The sequence below is a fragment of the Janthinobacterium sp. TND4EL3 genome (assembly GCF_900156175.1).
Lineage (GTDB): Bacteria > Pseudomonadota > Gammaproteobacteria > Burkholderiales > Burkholderiaceae_D > Janthinobacterium.
On the sequence record NZ_FTMV01000011.1, the window covers coordinates 74,346 to 92,729 of the forward strand.

Here is an 18,384-nt window from a genome sequence, read left to right on the forward strand (position 1 = left end):
AGTTTTTCAGGACAGAAAATACATCTGCCCCAGCGCGCATCCCAGCTGTACCAGACAACACACCATGGCGACGAGCAATAGCGCCAGGTGCATTTTTAAAAAGAGATCCAGTTGCTGCCGACTGGCTGCGGGCGCTGCAGCGACCGATTCAAACTTCAGACCTTTTCCAGCCAGTAACAACAACACCATGCTCACTGGAAAAGATTGCAGAAAAATACGTCCGGGATACAACGTCCATGCCAGTCCCATCAGGATGGACAGCAAGGCAAGTAGATCACACAGGAGAAACAGATATTTTCTTTTATGAAAATTCGCCAGCGATGCCTGCAGCCAGCCCTTTTCCTTCCCGAATATGCGCTCCAGAACCAACCATTGTGAACCTGAGGAATCGACAGCTATATGCATGGCAAGATTTTTTCAATTCAGTTCTTGATAAAGTTTATCTTTAGAAATGTTACAAACAATATACCACTCATGAAAAATCGCCAAAAGGACTTTATTGATGGCATGGACAATGACGAAGCGGTCATTCTTTTTATGTAAAAAACATCATCGCAATCTCCGCGCTTGCATGATCAACACTGGTGCATGCAAAGAAACGCCATCTGCGCCATGCGATGACACTGCGGTACAGGCAGAATGCGGGGCCTGGCGTAAGATGCACGGTATCGCCGCCGCCTGGCCGTGATCCACGTTGAAGAGGAAAGTCCCTATGCCGCACCATCACCAGCCCCTCCGCGCCAGCCTGCTGCTGGCGGCATTGCTTCTCACCACGCCCGCCTGGAGCGCCGATCCGGTGCACAAGGAAAACGTTGCAGTGACGGCCGGCAAAAACGCGCACAGCGTCAAAGGCAAGATCAAAGGTTACGCCACGGCCGAATACACGCTGACGGGCAAGGCGGGCCAGACCCTCAGCGTCAAGCTGAAAACCAATCAGGCGTCAAACTACTTCAACATCCGCCAGGCCGGCAAGGATGAAGCCCTGTTCATCGGCTCGACCAGCGGCAACAGTTTTCAGGCGAAACTGCCAGCCGATGGCGAATACACGGTGCAGGTCTATCTGATGCGCAACGCGGCGCGCAGGAATGCGGTGGCGAATTACAGCCTGGAGATGGCGTTGCGCGATTAAGGCTGGCGAGATGCCGCATGCGCACCTGTCCTCCAGGCCCGCGGCATGGAATTTTTTAGCCTGCCGATGATCTTAACCATTGATGGTTTTTCTGACTGACTCAATGGAGGAGATATGCAACAAGCCAATTTCATCGCCATCGTCCTGGCATTCAGCTGCAGCCTGGCAGGAGCACAAGCGCCCGAACGCATGGCAAAGCTCACCGACAGCAACGTGCTGTTGAAGGACGCAACCATCGAAGGCAGCGCCATGCATGCCTGCCAGCCGCTGAAAGGGGACACGGTGGCCATCCTTGAGATCAAAAATGATCCCCCGGGCCCCACAGGCATGGCCTTTGCGCATGTCCGCGTGACGAGCGGGCACTGCCAGGGCCAGATTGGATGGGTCGGGATGCCCCGCCTGGAAGCGCTGGCCAGGTAGGCATTGTTCTTTCCAGAAAACAAAAAGCCTGTTTTCCTTTCAGAAAACAGGCTTCGAGCAACAAAAAACGGCTTTGTCCGAATTAGAACGGGATATCGTCATCCATGTCCGAGAAGTTCGGCGCTGGCTTCGGTGCCGGACGTGGCGCCGGGGCCGGGGCTGGACGCGGGGCCGGTGCCTGGCGCGGGGCCGGGGCTTCGTAGCCGCCGCCACCGCCGTAGCTGTCATCGCCGCCGGCATCGCCGCCGCCCATGCCGGAACGGCCGCCCAGCATTTGCATCTGTTCCGCGATGATGTCGGTTGCGTATTTCTCGACGCCGTCCTTGTCCGTGTATTTACGGGTTTGCAGACGGCCTTCGACGTAGACGGACGAACCTTTTTTCAGGTACTGGCCGACGATTTCCGCCAGGCGGCCGAAGAACGAGATACGGTGCCACTCTGTCAATTCTTTTTGTTCGCCCGTGTTGCGGTCCTTCGACTTGTACGAAGTGGCCACGGCGATGTTGGCGATCGCGTCGCCGCTAGGCATGTAGCGGATTTCCGGGTCACGGCCCAGATTGCCGACGATGATGACTTTGTTGACTGATGCCATGAATAACTCCTGATGAACGGCTGCGGGAGCCGGTGTCCCGCGCGGTAGTTTAGTGTACTAAACGAGGATTATAAGCGACCACGCGGTGCAAAGCATCCGCTTTCTAACGGACGCCGGCTACTGTGCGGCAACACGTTTTTTTCACGGCAGGTGAAAACAAGAAACTTGAATACTGGTATTATATACAGTGTTTAGACGTCTGCACGCATCTGTATCAAACTTTGTCGGGGCACGTTCGCCCGGCGGCGCAATCCGCCCATGGACGCCTCAGGCATGCAGAGCAAAACCCGGCTATAGTTACAGGTTGACCCGTTGTGGCTCCTCATCCGCACCCAGGCACAATGCGCCGGCCGCACCACTCACTGAAAGCAAGGCAATCACATGGAACAGATCCGCATTCGCGGTGCTCGCACGCATAACCTCAAGAATATCAGTCTCGATTTGCCGCGCAATAAGCTGATCGTGATTACCGGCTTGTCCGGCTCCGGCAAGTCCTCGCTGGCCTTCGATACCCTGTACGCGGAAGGCCAGCGCCGCTATGTCGAATCGCTGTCGGCCTACGCGCGCCAGTTCCTGCAATTGATGGAAAAACCCGACGTCGACCTGATCGAGGGTTTATCGCCGGCCATCTCCATCGAACAGAAGGCAACCTCGCACAACCCGCGCTCGACGGTGGGCACCGTGACGGAAATCCACGATTATCTGCGCCTGCTGTATGCGCGCGTGGGCACGCCGTACTGCCCCGACCATCCGGAAAACGCGCTGGCCGCCCAGTCCGTGTCGCAAATGGTCGATGCCGTGCTGGCCATGCCCGAGGACACCAAGCTGATGATCCTGGCGCCCGTCGTCGCCAACCGCAAGGGCGAACACGTGGACCTGTTCGAGCAGATGCAGGCGCAGGGCTTCGTGCGCTTTCGCGTGCAAACCGGCACGCATGCGGCCAAGATCTATGAAGTCGATGACCTCCCGAAATTGAAGAAAACGGAAAAACACACGATCGACGTCGTCATTGACCGGGTCAAGGTGAACCAGGACATCAAGCAGCGCCTGGCGGAAAGTTTCGAGACGGCCCTGCGCCTGGCCGACGGCCGCGCCATTGCCTATGAAATGGATACGGCACAGGAACACGTGTACTCCAACAAGTTCGCCTGCAATGTGTGTGGCTATTCCCTGCAGGAACTGGAACCGCGTCTGTTTTCGTTCAACAATCCCATGGGCGCCTGCCCCGAGTGCGACGGCCTGGGACACATAGAATTCTTTGACCCGAAACGCATCGTCGCGTTCCCCAACCTGTCGCTGGCCTCGGGCGCCGTCAAGGGCTGGGACCGCCGCAACCAGTTTTATTTCCAGATGCTGTCGAACCTGGCCGCCTTCTACGAATTCGATCTGGACATGCCGTTCGAGCAGCTGGCACTGAATGCCCAGCAAGCCGTGCTGTACGGTTCCGGCAAGCAAGTCATTCCGTTTACCTATGTCAACGAACGGGGCCGCACCGTCATCAAGGAACACACCTTCGAAGGCGTGGTCAACAATCTGCAGCGGCGCTACCGCGAAACGGATTCGATGGCCGTCAAGGAAGAACTGGCCAAGTTCATCAATGAAAAATGCTGTCCATCCTGCGATGGCGCGCGCCTGCGCGTGGAAGCGCGCTTCGTCAAGGTCGGCACGGGCAAGCAGCAACGGGCCATCTATGAAGTGGCGGAAAAGCCGCTGCGCGAAACGCTGGAATTCTTTGAGAAGCTGAAACTGACGGGCGCCAAGAAGGAAATCGCCGACCGCGTGGTCAAGGAAATCATTTCTCGTTTGAAATTCCTCAACAATGTGGGCCTCGATTACCTGTCGCTGGACCGCAGCGCCGACACCCTGTCCGGCGGGGAAGCACAACGCATCCGTTTGGCATCGCAGATCGGCTCCGGTTTGACGGGCGTCATGTATGTGCTCGATGAGCCGTCGATCGGCTTGCATCAGCGCGATAATGACCGCCTGATCGAAACATTGAAACACTTGCGCGACATCGGCAACAGCGTACTGGTGGTCGAGCATGACGAAGACGCCATCCGCACGGCCGACTACATCGTCGACATGGGCATCGGCGCGGGCGTGCACGGTGGCGAGATCATCGCCGAGGGCACCCTGCAAGACATCCTGAAAAACAAGAAGTCGCTGACGGCGCAGTACCTGAACGGCAAGCTGAAGATCGCCGTGCCGGCCAAGCGCCATGCGAGCAATCCGGAAAAGCAACTGGTCATTACTGGCGCCACCGGCAACAACCTGAAGAAGGTGTCGCTGAGCTTGCCGGTGGGCCTGATGACCTGCGTGACGGGCGTGTCCGGCTCGGGCAAGTCCTCGCTCGTCAACGATACCCTGTATCCGGCCCTGTCGCGCCATTTATATGGTTCGCAGACGGAACCGGCGCCGCACGAGTCGATCAGCGGCCTGGAACACTTCGACAAGGTCATTTCCGTCGACCAGGCACCGATCGGCCGCACGCCGCGCTCGAATCCGGCCACCTATACCGGCTTGTTTACGCCCATCCGCGACCTGTTCTCCACCGTGCCGACGGCCAAGGAACGGGGCTACAGCGCGGGCCGCTTCTCGTTCAACGTGAAGGGCGGGCGCTGCGAAGCGTGCCAGGGCGATGGCGTGATCAAGGTCGAGATGCACTTCCTGCCCGACGTCTACGTGCCATGCGATGTGTGCCATGGCAAGCGCTACAACCGCGAAACGCTGGAAGTGCAATACAAGGGCAAGAACATCACGGAAGTGCTGGGCATGACGGTAGAAGAAGCGCACGTATTCTTCAAACCGGTCCCCTTGATCGCGCGCAAGCTGCAAACCCTGCTCGACGTGGGCCTCGGCTACATCAAGCTGGGCCAGAGCGCCACCACCTTGTCCGGCGGCGAGGCGCAGCGCGTGAAACTGTCGCTGGAGCTGTCCAAGCGCGACACGGGCCGCACCCTGTACATCCTCGACGAGCCGACGACGGGCTTGCACTTCCACGACATCGATTTGTTGCTGAAGGTTATCCACCGCCTGCGCGACCAGGGCAACACCCTCGTCATCATCGAGCACAACCTGGACGTCATCAAGACGGCCGACTGGATCGTCGACCTGGGACCGGAAGGCGGCGCCGGCGGCGGGCAGATCATTGCCACCGGCACGCCGGAAGACGTGGCCGTCAATCCGGCCAGCGTGACAGGCAAATACCTGGGGCCGCTGCTGAAGCAATAACAACAGCAGCGCAATAAAAAACGGCGCGGATTGCTCATGCAATCCGCGCCGTTCCTCTTTTTGATAGCACCCCAGTCATTGCCGGCGTGTCATTTCTAGCACGCCAGTCTTTGCCGGCGTGTTTCTCCCCCACTACTAAACGCTTACTCAGCCAAACGCTTTTCCAGCGCAGCCTTGTGATCTGCCAATTCCTGCGGCAGATGATACGCGAGTTTTTCAAACAATTCCGTATGCAATTTCAATTCTTCCACCCACGCGGCCTTGTCGATCGAGGTGATGGTGTCGAACTGTTCTTGCGTGAATGGCAAGCCATCCCAGTTCAGGTCGCCATACTGCGGCGTCGTGCCGAACAGGTTTTCCACGCCGCCCGCCTTGCCTTCGATGCGCTCCAGCATCCATTTCAGCACGCGCATGTTGTCGCCGAAGCCAGGCCAGACGAATTTGCCTGCCTCGTCCGTGCGGAACCAGTTGACGCAATAGATCTTCGGCAGGGCCGCCGCGTTCACTTTACCCACCTTGACGCCCATGTCCAGCCAGTGCTGGAAGTAATCGCTCATGTTATAGCCGATAAACGGCAACATGGCAAATGGATCGCGGCGCACGACGCCCATCTGGCCCACGGCGGCAGCCGTCGTTTCGGAACCCATGGTGGCGGCCATGTACACGCCTTCGACCCAGTTGCGCGCTTCGGTGACGAGCGGTACGGTGGTCGAGCGGCGGCCGCCGAAGATGAAGGCCGAGATCGGCACGCCAGCCGGATCGTCCCAGGCCGCGTCGATGACGGGGTTTTGTGTAGCAGCCACAGTGAAGCGCGCATTCGGATGCGCCGCCTTGGTGCCGGACGCCGGCGTCCAGTCCTTGCCCTGCCAGTCGATCAGGTGGCTTGGCGCTTCCTTGGTCAAGCCTTCCCACCACACGTCGCCATCGTCCGTCAGGGCCACGTTGGTGAAAATCGTGTTGTCGCGCATGGAGGCCATGCAGTTGTAATTGGTTTTTTCGTTGGTGCCCGGCGCCACGCCGAAATAACCGGCTTCCGGGTTGATGGCGTACAGGCGGCCATCGGCACCGGGCTTGATCCAGGCGATATCGTCGCCGATGGTGGTCACTTTCCAGCCGTTAAAACTTGCCGGCGGGATCAGCATGGCGAAGTTGGTCTTGCCGCAAGCGGACGGGAACGCTGCCGCCACATAGTGCTTCTTGCCTTCCGGCGATTCCACGCCGAGGATCAGCATGTGTTCGGCCAGCCAGCCCGGATTGTTGTCCGCCGCTTGCGCTTCCTGGTAACCCATGTTCGAGGCGATGCGCAGGGCGAAACATTTCTTGCCCAGCAGGGCGTTGCCGCCGTAGCCGGAACCGAAGGACCAGATTTCGCGCGTTTCCGGGAAATGCACGATGTACTTGGTGCTGTTGCAAGGCCATTTCACGTCGGCCTGGCCGGCGGCCAGCGGCGCGCCCACGCTGTGCACGCACGGCACGAATTCGCCATCGGCGCCCAGCACGTCGTACACGGCACGGCCCATGCGGGTCATGATCTTCATGTTGACGGCGACATACGGCGAATCGGACAGTTCCACGCCGATATGGGCGATCGGCGAACCCAGCGGGCCCATCGAGAATGGCACGACATACATGGTGCGGCCGCGCATGCAGCCGTCGAACAGGCCGTTCAGGGTATGGCGCATCTCGCCCGGATCGGTCCAGTTATTCGTCGGGCCGGCCGCTTCTTTCGTTGCCGAGCAGATATACGTGCGGTCTTCGACGCGGGCCACGTCGCTCGGGTCGGAGCAGGCCAGGTAGGAATTCGGGCGCTTTTCGGCGTTGAGTTTTTTCATGGTGCCACTGGCAACCATCTCGGAACACAGGCGCTCGTACTCTTCCTGCGAGCCATCGCACCAGTAGATGCGGTCCGGCTTGGTCAGCGCGGCAATGTCGGCCACCCAGTTGATCAGTTTCTGTTGTTTAATATAAGCTGGGACGTTGAGTGCGGCGACGCCACCCATGACGGGCTGATTCATATTACCTCCAATACCAATAAAAGAAATTCTGGTCATTCCGGCAAGACAGGCAGCATCGTTGAGAGGTGGCTGCGGCTCACTGCGGGCGGCGTGCTCACGCTGGCAGGGCTCTGGGGTCATTTACCTGGATCATGCACCCAGGCTGCAGGAACAGTTTGCGCTATAACTATAATCAGGAAGCTTTAAAAGTGCCGGCGATTGTACACCCGCCTAACGGCTATTTTCGCAAAAATGTAGGAAAATAGCTTGACTAATGTAGTAGGCTATTCAGCATTTCCCGTATCCTGTTATTTCCCTACCAAATCTTCACTCAAATCGGCCATTCACCATGAAAATTGCCATACTCGATGATTATCAGGATGCCGTGCGCGGCCTCGATTGTTTCAAATTGCTCGATGGCCACGAGGTCAAAGTGTTCAGCAACACGGCGCGGGGCCTGGGCCAGCTGGCCATCCGCCTGGCGCCGTTCGATGCGCTGGTGCTGATCCGCGAACGCAGCAGTTTCAACCGGGCCTTGCTGTCGAAACTGCCGAACCTGAAACTGATTTCGCAAACGGGCAAGGTCAGCGGACACATCGACGTGGCGGCCGCCACGGAACTGGGCATCGCCATCGCGGAAGGCATCGGCTCGCCCACGGCGCCGGCCGAACTGACGTGGGCGCTGATCATGGCGGCGCAGCGCAAGATCGTGCCTTACGCGCAACATTTACAGGAAGGGCTGTGGCAGACGTCGTCGATCGAGCCGGCGCGCAACACGCTCGGGACGGTATTGAAAGGGCGCACCCTGGCGATCTGGGGCTACGGCAAGATCGGGCAATTGATCGCCGGCTATGGCCGCGCCTTCGGCATGAGCATCCTCGTGTGGGGCAGCGAAGCGAGCCGCGCGGCGGCCGTGGCGGCCGGCGACACGGCGGCGCCATCGCGCGAGGCCTTCTTTGCACAGGCCGACGTGCTGAGCCTGCACCTGCGCCTGTCCGACAAGACACGCGGACTGGTCACAAGCGAGGACCTGGCGCGCATGAAGCCAAACGCGCTTTTCGTCAACACCAGCCGCGCCGAACTGGTGGCCGAGGGCGCGCTGGAAGCGGCGCTGCCACAGGGGCGCCCGGGCGCCGCCGCGCTGGACGTGTTTACGGACGAGCCCTTGCCGCCCGGCTCGCCATTGCTGCTGCTGCCGAACGTGCTGGCCACGCCACACCTGGGCTACGTCGAGCGTGACAGCTATGAACTGTATTTCCGCTACGCCCTGCAAAACATCGTCGATTTCGAGCGGGGGCTATGCACGCGCCTGCTCAATCCGGAAGCACTGGCGCATGCGCGCCAAGCGCCTCAGGAGCGCTGAAAGCCCTTGATGAGGTCGGGCTCGCCCGTGATGCGGATGGCGGGCGCGGGCAGCACGTGGCGGCCGCGCCACAGGCCGGCCCAGCCGGGCGGCCAGGCGAGGTCCGCTCCGCCATACGGCGCCACGCCGGCGCGCACGGCCACCACCGGCACGGGCGGCATGTCGGGCAAGGGTTCGCCGGCGGTGCGCGGCATGTCCAGGCTGTACATGTAATCGGGCAACAAGGCGTCGCAGACGCGGCCAAACCAGTCGGTGTGGTCGTCGTCGCGTCCCAGCGCCTGCGCCAGGCCCTGCGGGTCGAAACGGGCCAGTGCGTCGATCAGCTCGGCGGTCGAGGCGCCGGGCGTATCGCCCCAGCCCATCACGGGGTTGACGTTGTAATCGGCGCCCGAGCCATACCAGCCTTCGCGCCAGGGCCGCTGCATCCAGTCGCGCGGTCCCGTAAACAAATGCCAGCGCCAGTGCAGGCCCGACGGTTTCGGCCAGGCATACAGATACAGTTTCTGGTAGCCGGCCTGGTGCAGCTCGCGCACCATGGCCATCAGGCGCGCGTGCGGCATGCGGTCGGGCGGCGCGCGGCGAAACAGGATCGCTTCGCCGTCGGCAAACTGCACGTCGTCGGTCGACAGGTTCAGGTCCAGGGTGCGCGCTTCGCTGCCGAAACGGGCGGCGATCCAGCCCGTCAGCAAATTGACGGACGTGATCACGCCGTAACCGCGGTGGCGGTGAAAAATGACGGTGCCGGGAGCGAGCGCTTTCATACGGGAATGTCGGGTCAGTGGACGGGCAAAGAAACAAGTGTACTCACAGATGGCCGAATTTTCCAGACGCGCCGCGCATCTGCTCCGCCATTCACGCAATCGTGCCAATCCACGATATCATGCCCGTCATTCTCCACTGACATCGTGACCACATCATGACTTTGCGCATACTCGCCACCGGCGGCACCTTCGACAAACACTACAACGAATTGAACGGCACCCTGGGCTTTTCCGACAGTCATTTGCCGGCGGCAATAGCCCGCGCGCGCATGACGGCGCCCGTGGCGCTGGAGCAATTGCCCCTGCTCGACTCGCTCGACATGCAGGATGGGGACCGCCAGCGCGTGCTCGCCTCGTGCCGCGCGGCACAGGAAAAAGCCATCGTCATCATCCACGGCACCGACACCATGCGCGAAACGGCGCAAGTGCTGGGCGCGGCGAACCTGCAGCAAACGGTGATTTTGACGGGCGCCATGATTCCCTACGAAATCGACAATTCCGACGCCCTGTTCAACCTGGGCTTTGCCTGCGGCGTGGCGCAAACCCTGCCGGCCGGCGTGTACGTGGCCATGAATGGCCAGATCTTCGCCTGGGACAATGTGCAAAAGAACCGCGCCGCCGGCGTGTTCCAGCCTTTGTAAGCCGACGGCAGGACAAGGCTAACAGCACAAGCGAAAAAAAAAAGGCTATGTCACCGTCAGGTGTGGGAATGCTCCCACCGTTGCTTTCAATAACGCTTCAGGCGAGCGGATGCGCCTGGCGTCGAGGATCCAGCGCCATCCCAGGTAATTCGGCAGATAGCGGCTGGCTACGCCATGGAAGATGCGCAGCCATTCCCGCAAGCGGCTGTGATACGCGTTGACGTTCTGCACGTGGGCGGCGCCCTGCACGCGGATGCCGGCACGCAGGTTGACGACCTGGTGGCTGATGCCCGCTTCACGGGCGAAGGCGCGATAGGCGGCGTGGCCGTCGGTCATCAGCAAGACGTCCTTGTCGATCACGGGTGGCAGGCAGGCATGCAGTTGCACCTTGGTCAGCGCCCCTTTTCCCGTGACGAAATCGAGGGTTTGTCCCGTGCGGTCGCGCGCCACCACGATGCAGACTTGTTCACTGGAAATGCCGCGCTGGCGGGCGTGGCCGCCCCGGCGGCGTGCCGGACGCGTCAGATGCCTGGATCCCTTTTCCGATTCCAGCACATACAGCTCGTCCGCTTCGGCGATGCCATGCAGGCGCAGCGGCCGGTCCGTCCTGGCGAGCGTCAAAAACCGGTGGCGCCAGCGAAAGGCGGTGTTGCGGTGCACGTTCAGTTGTCGCGCTGCCTGGCGCACGGAAGCCGATACCAGCAGGCAATCGGCGTAGGCTAGCCACAGCGATTTATGGCGCAGGCGCGCCAGCGGCGTGCCGGTGAGCGCATTGAAGGTGCGCCCGCACGGCACGCAGCGGTAGCGCTGCAGTCCGTGCGCATGGCCGTGCCGGTGAGCATGGCTGCTGTGGCAGGCGGGACAAGCCAAATGCGGCTGCGCCACGCTTTCAAGCAATGCGACGGTGGCGTCGTGTGGCGTGTTGCCACGCAGCCGGGCGATCCCTGCCTGCCGCTGGCGGCGGCTCAGCTGGGCAAACTGCGCGATAAAACGGATCCATTTGGCGTGCTGCATGGAAGGCTCCTGTTTGTCTGATATAGACAGTCAGACAGCCGGGGCAGAGCAAGATTCCTGGAAATCCCCTATTTAACGGAGACAGAGCCAAAAAAAAGGAGCCACAGCTCCTTTTTCGTACCGATACGACTACTTTTACGCAGTTGCCTCGCCGCCCAGCGCTTCCACCACGTCGGCCATCAGCTTCGAGAGCTCGCCCGTCATCAGCATCAGGTCGCCGTCGAAACGCTCGTCGTCGTTCTTCGTGCTCGATTCCGTTTCCTTGATCACGTCCAGCGGCTTGACGCTCTTGATGGCCAGGGACTCCGTCAGCACGAAGGAGATCTTGTCGTTCCACGTCATGGCCAGGCGCGTGCACTGCTTGCCGGCCGCGATGTGGCGGCGCACGTCGTCCGCTTCCAGCGTGTGGCGCACGTAGCGCACGGTGGCCTTGCTTTCGCCCGTGGCGCGCAATTCCGTGTCCATGTCCACCGTGAAACCGGCCGGCGCGTCGTCGGCCTGCAGCCATTCCGTCATCACTGCCACGGGCGAGCGCTGCACGCGCAGGCTTTCCAGCGGCAGTTTATCCACGGCTTTGAGCAGCAGCTTGATGACTTCATCGGCTTTCGCCGGGCTGGCCGCATCGATCACCAGCCAGCCATTGACGGGGTCGATCCACGTCCAGACGTTGCTGCGGATGCTGAAGGCGCGCGGCAGCAGCTCGTCGGCCACGCGTTCCTTCAATTCCTTCATGGCCTTTTTACCCGGCGCAAAGCCTTGCGCTTCTTCCATCTCGGCGGCGCGGGCCTTGGCCACCTGGTTGATGACGGTGGCCGGCAGCAGTTTCTTTTCCGTGCCCAGCAAGATCAACATTTGCTTATTGACAACATGAACCAGGCCGCCGTTCGGGCGCGGCGTATCCCAGCCCTGGCGCATCAGATCCATGCTGGTCGCCGGCGTAAATTTGTTCGAGGACAAGGCCTCTTCCAGTTGTTCTGGCGTGTAAGCCCACGGTGCGGGCAGGCGGTAAATCTGAAGATTCTTGAACCACATAGTTTTTGTCTTCCGTTTGTTTCAGTAGTGCCAGGGGAACGCCATTCTACACTTTCGACGTGAAAATGCCGTCAAAAGCGCCGTCTGGCGCGGTATGTATCTTGCAGGAAACTCCACTACAGGGCGGGGAACAGCTCGGCCTGGGCGGGTAGCTGCCGCGTGGCGACGGCCGGATCGGACAAGGTCGAGATGCGCACGCCCAGCAGGCGGATTTTCTTTTCAAATGGCACGCGCCGCAAGCAGTCGCGGCTGGCGCGCAGGATGGCGGCCGCGTCCGCCGTGGCGCTGGGCAGCGTGATGTCGCGCGTGACGGTGCTGAAATCCTCGAAGCGCAGCTTGATGCCCACCGTGCGCCCCGCCAGCGACTGTTTATCGAGGTCGCCCGCCACGCGCGTGCACAGGCTTTCCAGCTTTTCCGACAGCGTGGCGCGGTCGCGCACCACTTGCAAGTCGCGCTCGAACGTCGTTTCGCGGCTGACGGACTTGGTTTCCCGGCTCGTCTGCACGGGGCGCTCGTCGATGCCCAGCGCCGCCTGGCGCAGCCAGCCCGTGTACAGGTCGCCGAACTGCGTGCGCAGCATGGCAGGATCGGCCCGCGCCAGCTCGCCGATGGTGACAATGCCCAAGGCTTCCAGCTTGGCCGTCGCCTTCGGGCCGATGCCATTGATCTTTTTTGCCGGCAAGGGCCACACGCGCGTCTCGATATCCTCGGGCGACAAAATGGTGAGGCCGTCCGGCTTTTCCAGGTCGGAACAGATTTTCGCCAGCAATTTGTTCGGCGCCAGGCCGATCGAGCACGACAGGCCCGTCGCCCCGGACACGGCCGCCTTCAGGCGCGCCGCCATGGCCGGCGCCTGCTCGCCGTATTCGGTCAGGTCGATATAGATTTCATCGATGCCCACGTTCTGGATGATGGGGCACAACTGGGCCACGGCTTGCTTGAAGCGGGCCGAATACTCGCGGTAAGCCTCGAAATCGGCCGGCAGCAGGATGCTGTCGGGCGCCAGTTTCGCCGCCTTCATGATGCCCATGGCGGAAAACACGCCGAACGCGCGCGCCGCATACGTCGACGTGGTGACGACGCCGCGCCCCACGTAGTCGCGCATGCGCGCAAATTGCCGCGTGCCATCCTCCTGCAGCACGGGCTGCTGCAGCCGGCCGCCGCCGATGACGACGGCTTCGCCGCGCAATTCCGGATATTTCAACAGTTCCACCGAGGCAAAGAAGGCATCCATGTCCAGGTGAGCGATCCAGCGGCGCGGTTCAGGCAATGTAGGGGCAGATGTGGTCAAGGACACCTCGCGGCAGGACACTGTAATTATATACAGTATCGCTGGAAATGCCCTTGGATGCAAGTTGAAACGCACGCGCAGCACAGTTGCTTTTCTCAATGGCAAGATTACAATCCTGACACAACTATTCAAAGGAGTCGCCTTGTCCATCCCCCATCACGCTGCGCGCCGCCGGTCCGCCTGGTCATCCATCCTGCCGGCCCTGCTGCTGTCCACGCTGGCGCCATCCGCGCTGGCCGCTGACGCCGCCGTCACCGCTGTTACCGCCCCCGTCGCCGCCAAAACGGCCTGGCAAGAAACGCGCCACGGCACGGTCGTCACGGACGATTACCGCTGGCTGCAAAAGAAGACCGATCCTGCCGTGATCGATTACCTGAATGCGGAAAACGCCTACACGGCAGCCGTCACGGCCCCGATCCAGCCGCTGGCCGACAAGGTGTATGCGGAAATCAAGGGCCGCATGCAGGAAGTGGACCTGTCCGTGCCTGTGCGCCAGGGCAATTTTTACTATTACACGCGCACGGAAGCGGGCAAGCAGTATCCGATACACTGCCGCCGCCCTGTGGGCGCGAAGGGCGCGTATGACGCCCAGGCGGCCGAAGAGATTTTGCTTGACCAGAATCAATTGGCCGAAGGCCACAAATTCTTTGCCGTGCGCGCCTTTAGCGTCAGCCCGAATGAACAATTGCTGGCCTACACCACCGACACGACGGGTTTCCGCCAATACGAACTGCATGTCAAGGATTTGAAGACGGGCAAGTTACTGGGCGACAGCATGCCGCGCGTGACGTCGCTGGCCTGGGCGGCCGACAACGCCACCCTGGTGCTGGCGCAGGAAGACGCCACCACCAAGCGCTCGGACCGCTTGTTCCGCCTGGCCCTGGGCGGCACGCCGCAGCAGGTGTACCACGAGCCGGTAGAGCAGTTCGCCATCAACGTGGGCCGCACGCAGGACAAGCGCCTCTTCGTGCTCACTTCGGGCAGCACGGATACGAGCGAAGTGCTGCTGTTGCCGACCAGTACGCCTGAAGGCAGTTTCCGCAGCGTGCTGCCGCGCGAAAAAGGCCACCGCTACAGCGTCGAGCACCGCGACGGCCTGCTCTACATCGTCACCAACAAGGATGCGAAGAATTTCCGCATCGTCAGCGCGCCGCTGTCCACGCCCCAGCCGAAGCACTGGAAAACCGTCGTGCCGCACAACAAGGATGCCGTGATCCAGTCCCTCGATCTCTTCCAGGGCTACCTGGTGGTGATGGAAAAGGCGCGTGCCCTGAACCGCGCGCGCATCTTTGATTTTGCGCAAAAAAACTGGAAAACCGTGCAGTTCGACGATGCCGTCTACCTGGCCACGGCGGCCGGCACGCCGGAGTATTCCGCCACGCAATTTCGCATGTCCTACCAGTCGCCCGTCACGCCGCCCACCGTCATCGACGTCAACATGCAAGATGGCAAGCGCACGGTGCTGAAACAGCAGGAAATCGTCGGCGGCTACGATGGCAGCCGCTACACGACGCAGCGCCTGTGGGTGAAGGCGCGCGACGGCGTGCAAGTGCCGCTGTGGATCGTCTACAAGAAGGGCGTCAAGCTGGACGGCTCCGCGCCATTGCTGCTGTACTCGTATGGCTCCTACGGCATCTCGACGGAAGCCAGCTTTGGCCTGGCCCGCCTGAGCCTGCTGGACCGGGGCGTGATCTATGCCCAGGCGCACATCCGCGGCGGCACGGACATGGGTGAGGCGTGGCATGAAGACGGCATGCTGATGAAGAAGAAAAACACCTTCAATGACTTCATCGACAGCGCCGACTACCTGGTGCGCGAAAAATGGACCAGCCCGAACCGCCTCATCATCCAGGGCGGCAGCGCGGGCGGCCTGCTGATGGGCGCCGTCGTCAACATGCGCCCCGAACTGTTCCACGCCGTGCACGCGGCCGTGCCGTTTGTCGACGTGATGAACACCATGATGGATGCCAGCCTGCCGCTGACGACGGGAGAGTACCTGGAATGGGGCGACCCGAACCAGAAGGCGGCCTACGACTACATGCTCAGCTACTCGCCCTACGACAACATTGCGCGCAAGAATTACCCGGCCATGCTGGTAACGACGGGCCTCAACGACAGCCAGGTCATGTACTGGGAACCGGCGAAATATGTGGCCAAGCTGCGCGCGTACAAGACGGACAGCAATCCCTTGCTGCTGAAAACGAATATGGGTGCCGGCCACGGCGGCGCTTCCGGGCGCTACAACGCCATCGCCGAGAATGCGTTCAACATGGCATGGATGCTGTCGCAATGGAATATCACGCAATAATGTGAAAAAAGCGCTTGCAGAAGGATTTTAGCCATCCTATAATAGCGCCTCTTCCAGACGTGGTGACAAACGTCGGGATGGTTTTCTGAGACAAGCAACGGGTGCTTAGCTCAGTTGGTAGAGCGGCGCCCTTACAAGGCGTAGGTCGGGAGTTCGAGCCTCTCAGCACCCACCAAATCAGAAAACTGTCCAGTGCTTCATGGATCAGCAATACAGATCATACGAGCTTGGAGTGGTAGTTCAGTTGGTTAGAATACCGGCCTGTCACGTCGGGGGTCGCGGGTTCGAGTCCCGTCCGCTCCGCCAATAAAAGAAAAGCCCTTTGGTTCCCAGAACCGAAGGGCTTTTCCCATTTCAGCAGCCAAAAACACGCCAATTCCCCCTCCTTTGGGCATTTTTGCGCTTTTCAGCAAAAAAACTGCTTTTATCCCATAAGAATAGTTGCACAAGCGCGATAGCGCCCCCTATAATAGTGCCTCTTCCAGACGTGGTGACAAACGTCGGGATAGTTTTCTGGGATATGCGGGTGCTTAGCTCAGTTGGTAGAGCGGCGCCCTTACAAGGCGTAGGTCGGGAGTTCGAGCCTCTCAGCACCCACCAAACAGAAAATTATCCAGTGCTTCATGGATCAGCAACACAGATCATACGAGCTTGGAGTGGTAGTTCAGTTGGTTAGAATACCGGCCTGTCACGTCGGGGGTCGCGGGTTCGAGTCCCGTCCGCTCCGCCAATAAAAGAAAAGCCCTTTGGTTCCTGGAACCGAAGGGCTTTTCCCATTTCCGGGCAGCAAATGCACTAGAATCAGCGCTACCCTGACTCCGCCCCTGCCCGCATGCGCTTGCCCCGTAGTACCCATCCCTATCTTGCCCTGCGGCTGCGCCTGGCCCATCATGCTTTGCTGCAATTTGCCGCCAGCGTGACCAGTTCCGTGGAAATCTTCTTTTTCCTGGCCGGCCCGGTGCTGCTCGGCCTGCTCAGCGTCATCGCCCTGCCCGGCTTTCTCGCCATGAGCCAGCCCTGGCCCGCCGCCCTGGCCATCGTCGGCACGCAAGCCCTGCTCACCTGCCTGCCCGCCTGGCTGCTGCGCAAGCGATTGCTGCCGGCGCATACCGCCGCCTGGCTGCGCCAGCTGCCCTTGCCGCCGCGCCTGCGCTGGCAAGCCGATATCGCCGTGGCCGGCCTGCTGATGCTGCCGCTGGGCCTCGCGTATGCCGTTTCCACCGCCATCTGGCTGCTGCAGTCGCCGCCGTGGCTGCGCCCGGTTGCCGCGGCCGGCATTGCCGCCACCGTCGCCGCCTGGCTGCTGGCCTGGCTGCTGACGACGCTCATCGTGGCCCGGCGCCTGCGCGCGCCGCGCCCCGCACAAAGGGCGCGCCCGCCCACGATGACGGCCTATGTGCCGCGCCAGCCCCGCTGGTCCACCCTGTTCCTGTGGCGCCAGCTGTTCTGGCTGCCGTTCTGGCGCAACGAGAATGTGATCGGCATCCAGCAAAGCGTGCTGCTGGCCACGGCCGGCGCCAGCATGCTGGCCTGGCTGCTGCGCATGCCCCTCGTGCCCGCACCGCTGCTCGGTCTGCTGGCTAGCGCCAGCCTCGTCATCGTGACGGACCGGGGCGACAAGGCCGTGCGCGAGCAGATCGCCGTGCTGCGCCCCGTACTGAACGCCTGGCCCCTGGCCAGCACGACACTGACGCGCCTGGCCTGCGCGGCCAGCCTGCTGCCCGCCTTCGCCGTGCTGCTGGCAGGCGCTTTCTTGCTCTACAACATCAACCCCGCCGCCTTGCAGCAGCGCGTCACCAGCGTGTATGCGCTCACGGCCGGCGCGGCCCTGCTGGCCATCGTCGGCCTGCCCCGCCTCACGGCGCGGGGGCGGGTCGCCCTGGTCATTTTCTCCATCCTTGCCTTGAGCGCCATCGGAAGCGAATTATGGAATTGAAGCTGCCCTCTCCCGTGCTGCACGTCGAGCACCTCGATTTTCACTTCCCCACGCACAGCGTCTTCCAGCGGTTCAACCAGCAATTCGGTCCCGGCGTCACCTGGCTGCGCGGCGCGAACGGCGCCGGCAAGACGACCCTGCTGAAACTGGCGGGCGGCGCCCTGCTGCCCGCGCGCGGCGCCATCCGCCTGAACGATATCGACAGCGGCTTCATGCCGCTGGCCTACCGCGCGCTCGCCTTCTATTGCGGCGGCGATGCGCCCGCCCTGCCCTGGCTGCAGGTGCACGAGTTTCTCGACCTGCACCTGGCCCTGTACCCGGGCAGCGACCAGGCCCTGCTGAACGACGAGCTGAGCGCGTTTTCCCTGCTGCCGACCTTGCAGCAAAGCATCACCGCCCTGTCCCTGGGCCAGCATAAAAAACTGCAACTGGCGCTGGCCCTGGCCTTGCCCGTGCGCCTGCTGCTGATCGACGAACCGTTCAACGGCCTCGACGCGGCCGCCATGGCGCACCTGCGCGCGCGCCTGGCCGAGCCGGACCGCCTGGCGCGCCAGTGCATCGTGCTGACCAGCCACCTGGCGCCGGACGTGCCGCTGGCGGCAACGGTGGAAATATAGACAGAAAATACAGCTTTGCAGATCGGCCAAGGACAGCTTACGATGCCGTGTTGC

General features: G+C 61.4%; 15 protein-coding genes and 4 tRNA genes. 12 read left to right on the top strand and 7 right to left on the bottom strand.

Annotated features, from left to right (window positions below; genetic code table 11):
- Nucleotides 1–6: 6 nt before the first annotated feature.
- A complete protein-coding gene (locus BXA07_RS17430; RefSeq protein ID WP_076569335.1) occupies nucleotides 7–405 on the bottom strand; it encodes a hypothetical protein in 399 nt (132 codons plus the stop codon).
- A gap of 307 nt (nucleotides 406–712) precedes the next feature.
- Between BXA07_RS17430 and BXA07_RS17435 the strand changes: the two genes are divergently transcribed.
- A complete protein-coding gene (locus BXA07_RS17435) occupies nucleotides 713–1,129 on the top strand; it encodes a hypothetical protein (protein WP_076569337.1) in 417 nt (138 codons plus the stop codon).
- Between the two features lie 114 nt (nucleotides 1,130–1,243).
- Nucleotides 1,244–1,549: a hypothetical protein gene (locus BXA07_RS17440; protein WP_076569339.1), complete on the top strand. Its 306-nt coding sequence runs from the start codon at nucleotides 1,244–1,246 to the stop codon at nucleotides 1,547–1,549.
- 82 nt (nucleotides 1,550–1,631) lie between these two features.
- On the opposite strand, the gene ssb is transcribed toward BXA07_RS17440, so the two are convergent.
- Complete coding sequence (ssb, locus tag BXA07_RS17445) at nucleotides 1,632–2,141, bottom strand: single-stranded DNA-binding protein (RefSeq protein ID WP_076569341.1); 510 nt, start codon at nucleotides 2,139–2,141, stop codon at nucleotides 1,632–1,634.
- Nucleotides 2,142–2,522: 381 nt separating this feature from the next.
- On the opposite strand from ssb, the gene uvrA reads away from it, so the two are divergent.
- Entirely contained in the window at nucleotides 2,523–5,372 is a 2,850-nt protein-coding gene (uvrA, locus tag BXA07_RS17450) for an excinuclease ABC subunit UvrA (protein ID WP_076569343.1), read from the top strand.
- A 143-nt stretch (nucleotides 5,373–5,515) separates the two neighbouring features.
- Here the strand turns inward: uvrA and BXA07_RS17455 are convergent, their stop codons facing one another.
- Nucleotides 5,516–7,387 carry a phosphoenolpyruvate carboxykinase (GTP) gene (locus tag BXA07_RS17455; protein WP_076569345.1) on the bottom strand — a complete coding sequence of 624 codons (1,872 nt, stop codon included), beginning with the start codon at nucleotides 7,385–7,387 and terminating at the stop codon, nucleotides 5,516–5,518.
- 328 nt (nucleotides 7,388–7,715) lie between these two features.
- On the opposite strand from BXA07_RS17455, the gene BXA07_RS17460 reads away from it, so the two are divergent.
- Nucleotides 7,716–8,729, top strand: coding sequence for a D-2-hydroxyacid dehydrogenase family protein (locus BXA07_RS17460; protein ID WP_076569347.1), 1,014 nt, complete (start codon nucleotides 7,716–7,718; stop codon nucleotides 8,727–8,729).
- On the opposite strand, the gene BXA07_RS17465 is transcribed toward BXA07_RS17460, so the two are convergent.
- Nucleotides 8,717–9,490, bottom strand: coding sequence for an L-asparaginase (locus tag BXA07_RS17465; protein ID WP_076569349.1), 774 nt, complete (start codon nucleotides 9,488–9,490; stop codon nucleotides 8,717–8,719). The genes BXA07_RS17460 and BXA07_RS17465 overlap by 13 nt on opposite strands.
- A 155-nt stretch (nucleotides 9,491–9,645) precedes the next feature.
- On the opposite strand from BXA07_RS17465, the gene BXA07_RS17470 reads away from it, so the two are divergent.
- Entirely contained in the window at nucleotides 9,646–10,131 is a 486-nt protein-coding gene (locus BXA07_RS17470) for an asparaginase domain-containing protein (protein WP_076569350.1), read from the top strand.
- Between the two features lie 45 nt (nucleotides 10,132–10,176).
- Here the strand turns inward: BXA07_RS17470 and BXA07_RS17475 are convergent, their stop codons facing one another.
- From BXA07_RS17475 to dinB, 3 genes are all read right to left on the bottom strand, one after another.
- Nucleotides 10,177–11,145, bottom strand: a complete 969-nt coding sequence (locus BXA07_RS17475; protein ID WP_076569352.1) for an IS1595 family transposase — start codon at nucleotides 11,143–11,145, stop codon at nucleotides 10,177–10,179.
- A 135-nt stretch (nucleotides 11,146–11,280) separates the two neighbouring features.
- The gene (locus BXA07_RS17480; protein WP_076569354.1) at nucleotides 11,281–12,177 is read right to left on the bottom strand and encodes a recombination-associated protein RdgC; all 897 of its coding nucleotides are present in this window, start codon (nucleotides 12,175–12,177) and stop codon (nucleotides 11,281–11,283) included.
- A gap of 116 nt (nucleotides 12,178–12,293) precedes the next feature.
- A complete protein-coding gene (dinB, locus tag BXA07_RS17485; protein WP_280175063.1) occupies nucleotides 12,294–13,469 on the bottom strand; it encodes a DNA polymerase IV in 1,176 nt (391 codons plus the stop codon).
- Between the two features lie 142 nt (nucleotides 13,470–13,611).
- Here dinB and BXA07_RS17490 point away from each other — a divergent pair, with 142 nt between their 5' ends.
- The 7 genes from BXA07_RS17490 to BXA07_RS17520 all read left to right on the top strand — a co-directional run bounded on the left by BXA07_RS17490 (nucleotide 13,612) and on the right by BXA07_RS17520 (nucleotide 18,330).
- Nucleotides 13,612–15,777, top strand: a complete 2,166-nt coding sequence (locus BXA07_RS17490) for a S9 family peptidase (RefSeq protein WP_076569358.1) — start codon at nucleotides 13,612–13,614, stop codon at nucleotides 15,775–15,777.
- Between the two features lie 99 nt (nucleotides 15,778–15,876).
- A tRNA-Val gene (locus tag BXA07_RS17495) sits at nucleotides 15,877–15,952 on the top strand.
- A 54-nt stretch (nucleotides 15,953–16,006) separates the two neighbouring features.
- Nucleotides 16,007–16,083 (top strand) — tRNA-Asp (locus BXA07_RS17500).
- A gap of 218 nt (nucleotides 16,084–16,301) precedes the next feature.
- Nucleotides 16,302–16,377 (top strand) — tRNA-Val (locus BXA07_RS17505).
- A 53-nt stretch (nucleotides 16,378–16,430) separates the two neighbouring features.
- Nucleotides 16,431–16,507: transfer RNA gene (locus tag BXA07_RS17510), tRNA-Asp, on the top strand.
- A 108-nt stretch (nucleotides 16,508–16,615) separates the two neighbouring features.
- Nucleotides 16,616–17,713: a hypothetical protein gene (locus tag BXA07_RS17515; RefSeq protein ID WP_244556320.1), complete on the top strand. Its 1,098-nt coding sequence runs from the start codon at nucleotides 16,616–16,618 to the stop codon at nucleotides 17,711–17,713.
- Complete coding sequence (locus BXA07_RS17520) at nucleotides 17,704–18,330, top strand: ABC transporter ATP-binding protein (RefSeq protein ID WP_076569362.1); 627 nt, start codon at nucleotides 17,704–17,706, stop codon at nucleotides 18,328–18,330. Before BXA07_RS17515 ends, BXA07_RS17520 begins: the two co-directional genes overlap by 10 nt.
- Nucleotides 18,331–18,384: the final 54 nt, after the last annotated feature.

Coding starts and splice junctions, on each gene's coding strand:
- BXA07_RS17430 (WP_076569335.1), bottom strand. CDS start 405: ATGCATATAGCTGTCGATTCCTCAGGTTCACAATGGTTGGTTCTGGAG.
- BXA07_RS17435 (WP_076569337.1), top strand. CDS start 713: ATGCCGCACCATCACCAGCCCCTCCGCGCCAGCCTGCTGCTGGCGGCA.
- BXA07_RS17440 (WP_076569339.1), top strand. CDS start 1,244: ATGCAACAAGCCAATTTCATCGCCATCGTCCTGGCATTCAGCTGCAGC.
- ssb (WP_076569341.1), bottom strand. CDS start 2,141: ATGGCATCAGTCAACAAAGTCATCATCGTCGGCAATCTGGGCCGTGAC.
- uvrA (WP_076569343.1), top strand. CDS start 2,523: ATGGAACAGATCCGCATTCGCGGTGCTCGCACGCATAACCTCAAGAAT.
- BXA07_RS17455 (WP_076569345.1), bottom strand. CDS start 7,387: ATGAATCAGCCCGTCATGGGTGGCGTCGCCGCACTCAACGTCCCAGCT.
- BXA07_RS17460 (WP_076569347.1), top strand. CDS start 7,716: ATGAAAATTGCCATACTCGATGATTATCAGGATGCCGTGCGCGGCCTC.
- BXA07_RS17465 (WP_076569349.1), bottom strand. CDS start 9,490: ATGAAAGCGCTCGCTCCCGGCACCGTCATTTTTCACCGCCACCGCGGT.
- BXA07_RS17470 (WP_076569350.1), top strand. CDS start 9,646: ATGACTTTGCGCATACTCGCCACCGGCGGCACCTTCGACAAACACTAC.
- BXA07_RS17475 (WP_076569352.1), bottom strand. CDS start 11,145: ATGCAGCACGCCAAATGGATCCGTTTTATCGCGCAGTTTGCCCAGCTG.
- BXA07_RS17480 (WP_076569354.1), bottom strand. CDS start 12,177: ATGTGGTTCAAGAATCTTCAGATTTACCGCCTGCCCGCACCGTGGGCT.
- BXA07_RS17520 (WP_076569362.1), top strand. CDS start 17,704: ATGGAATTGAAGCTGCCCTCTCCCGTGCTGCACGTCGAGCACCTCGAT.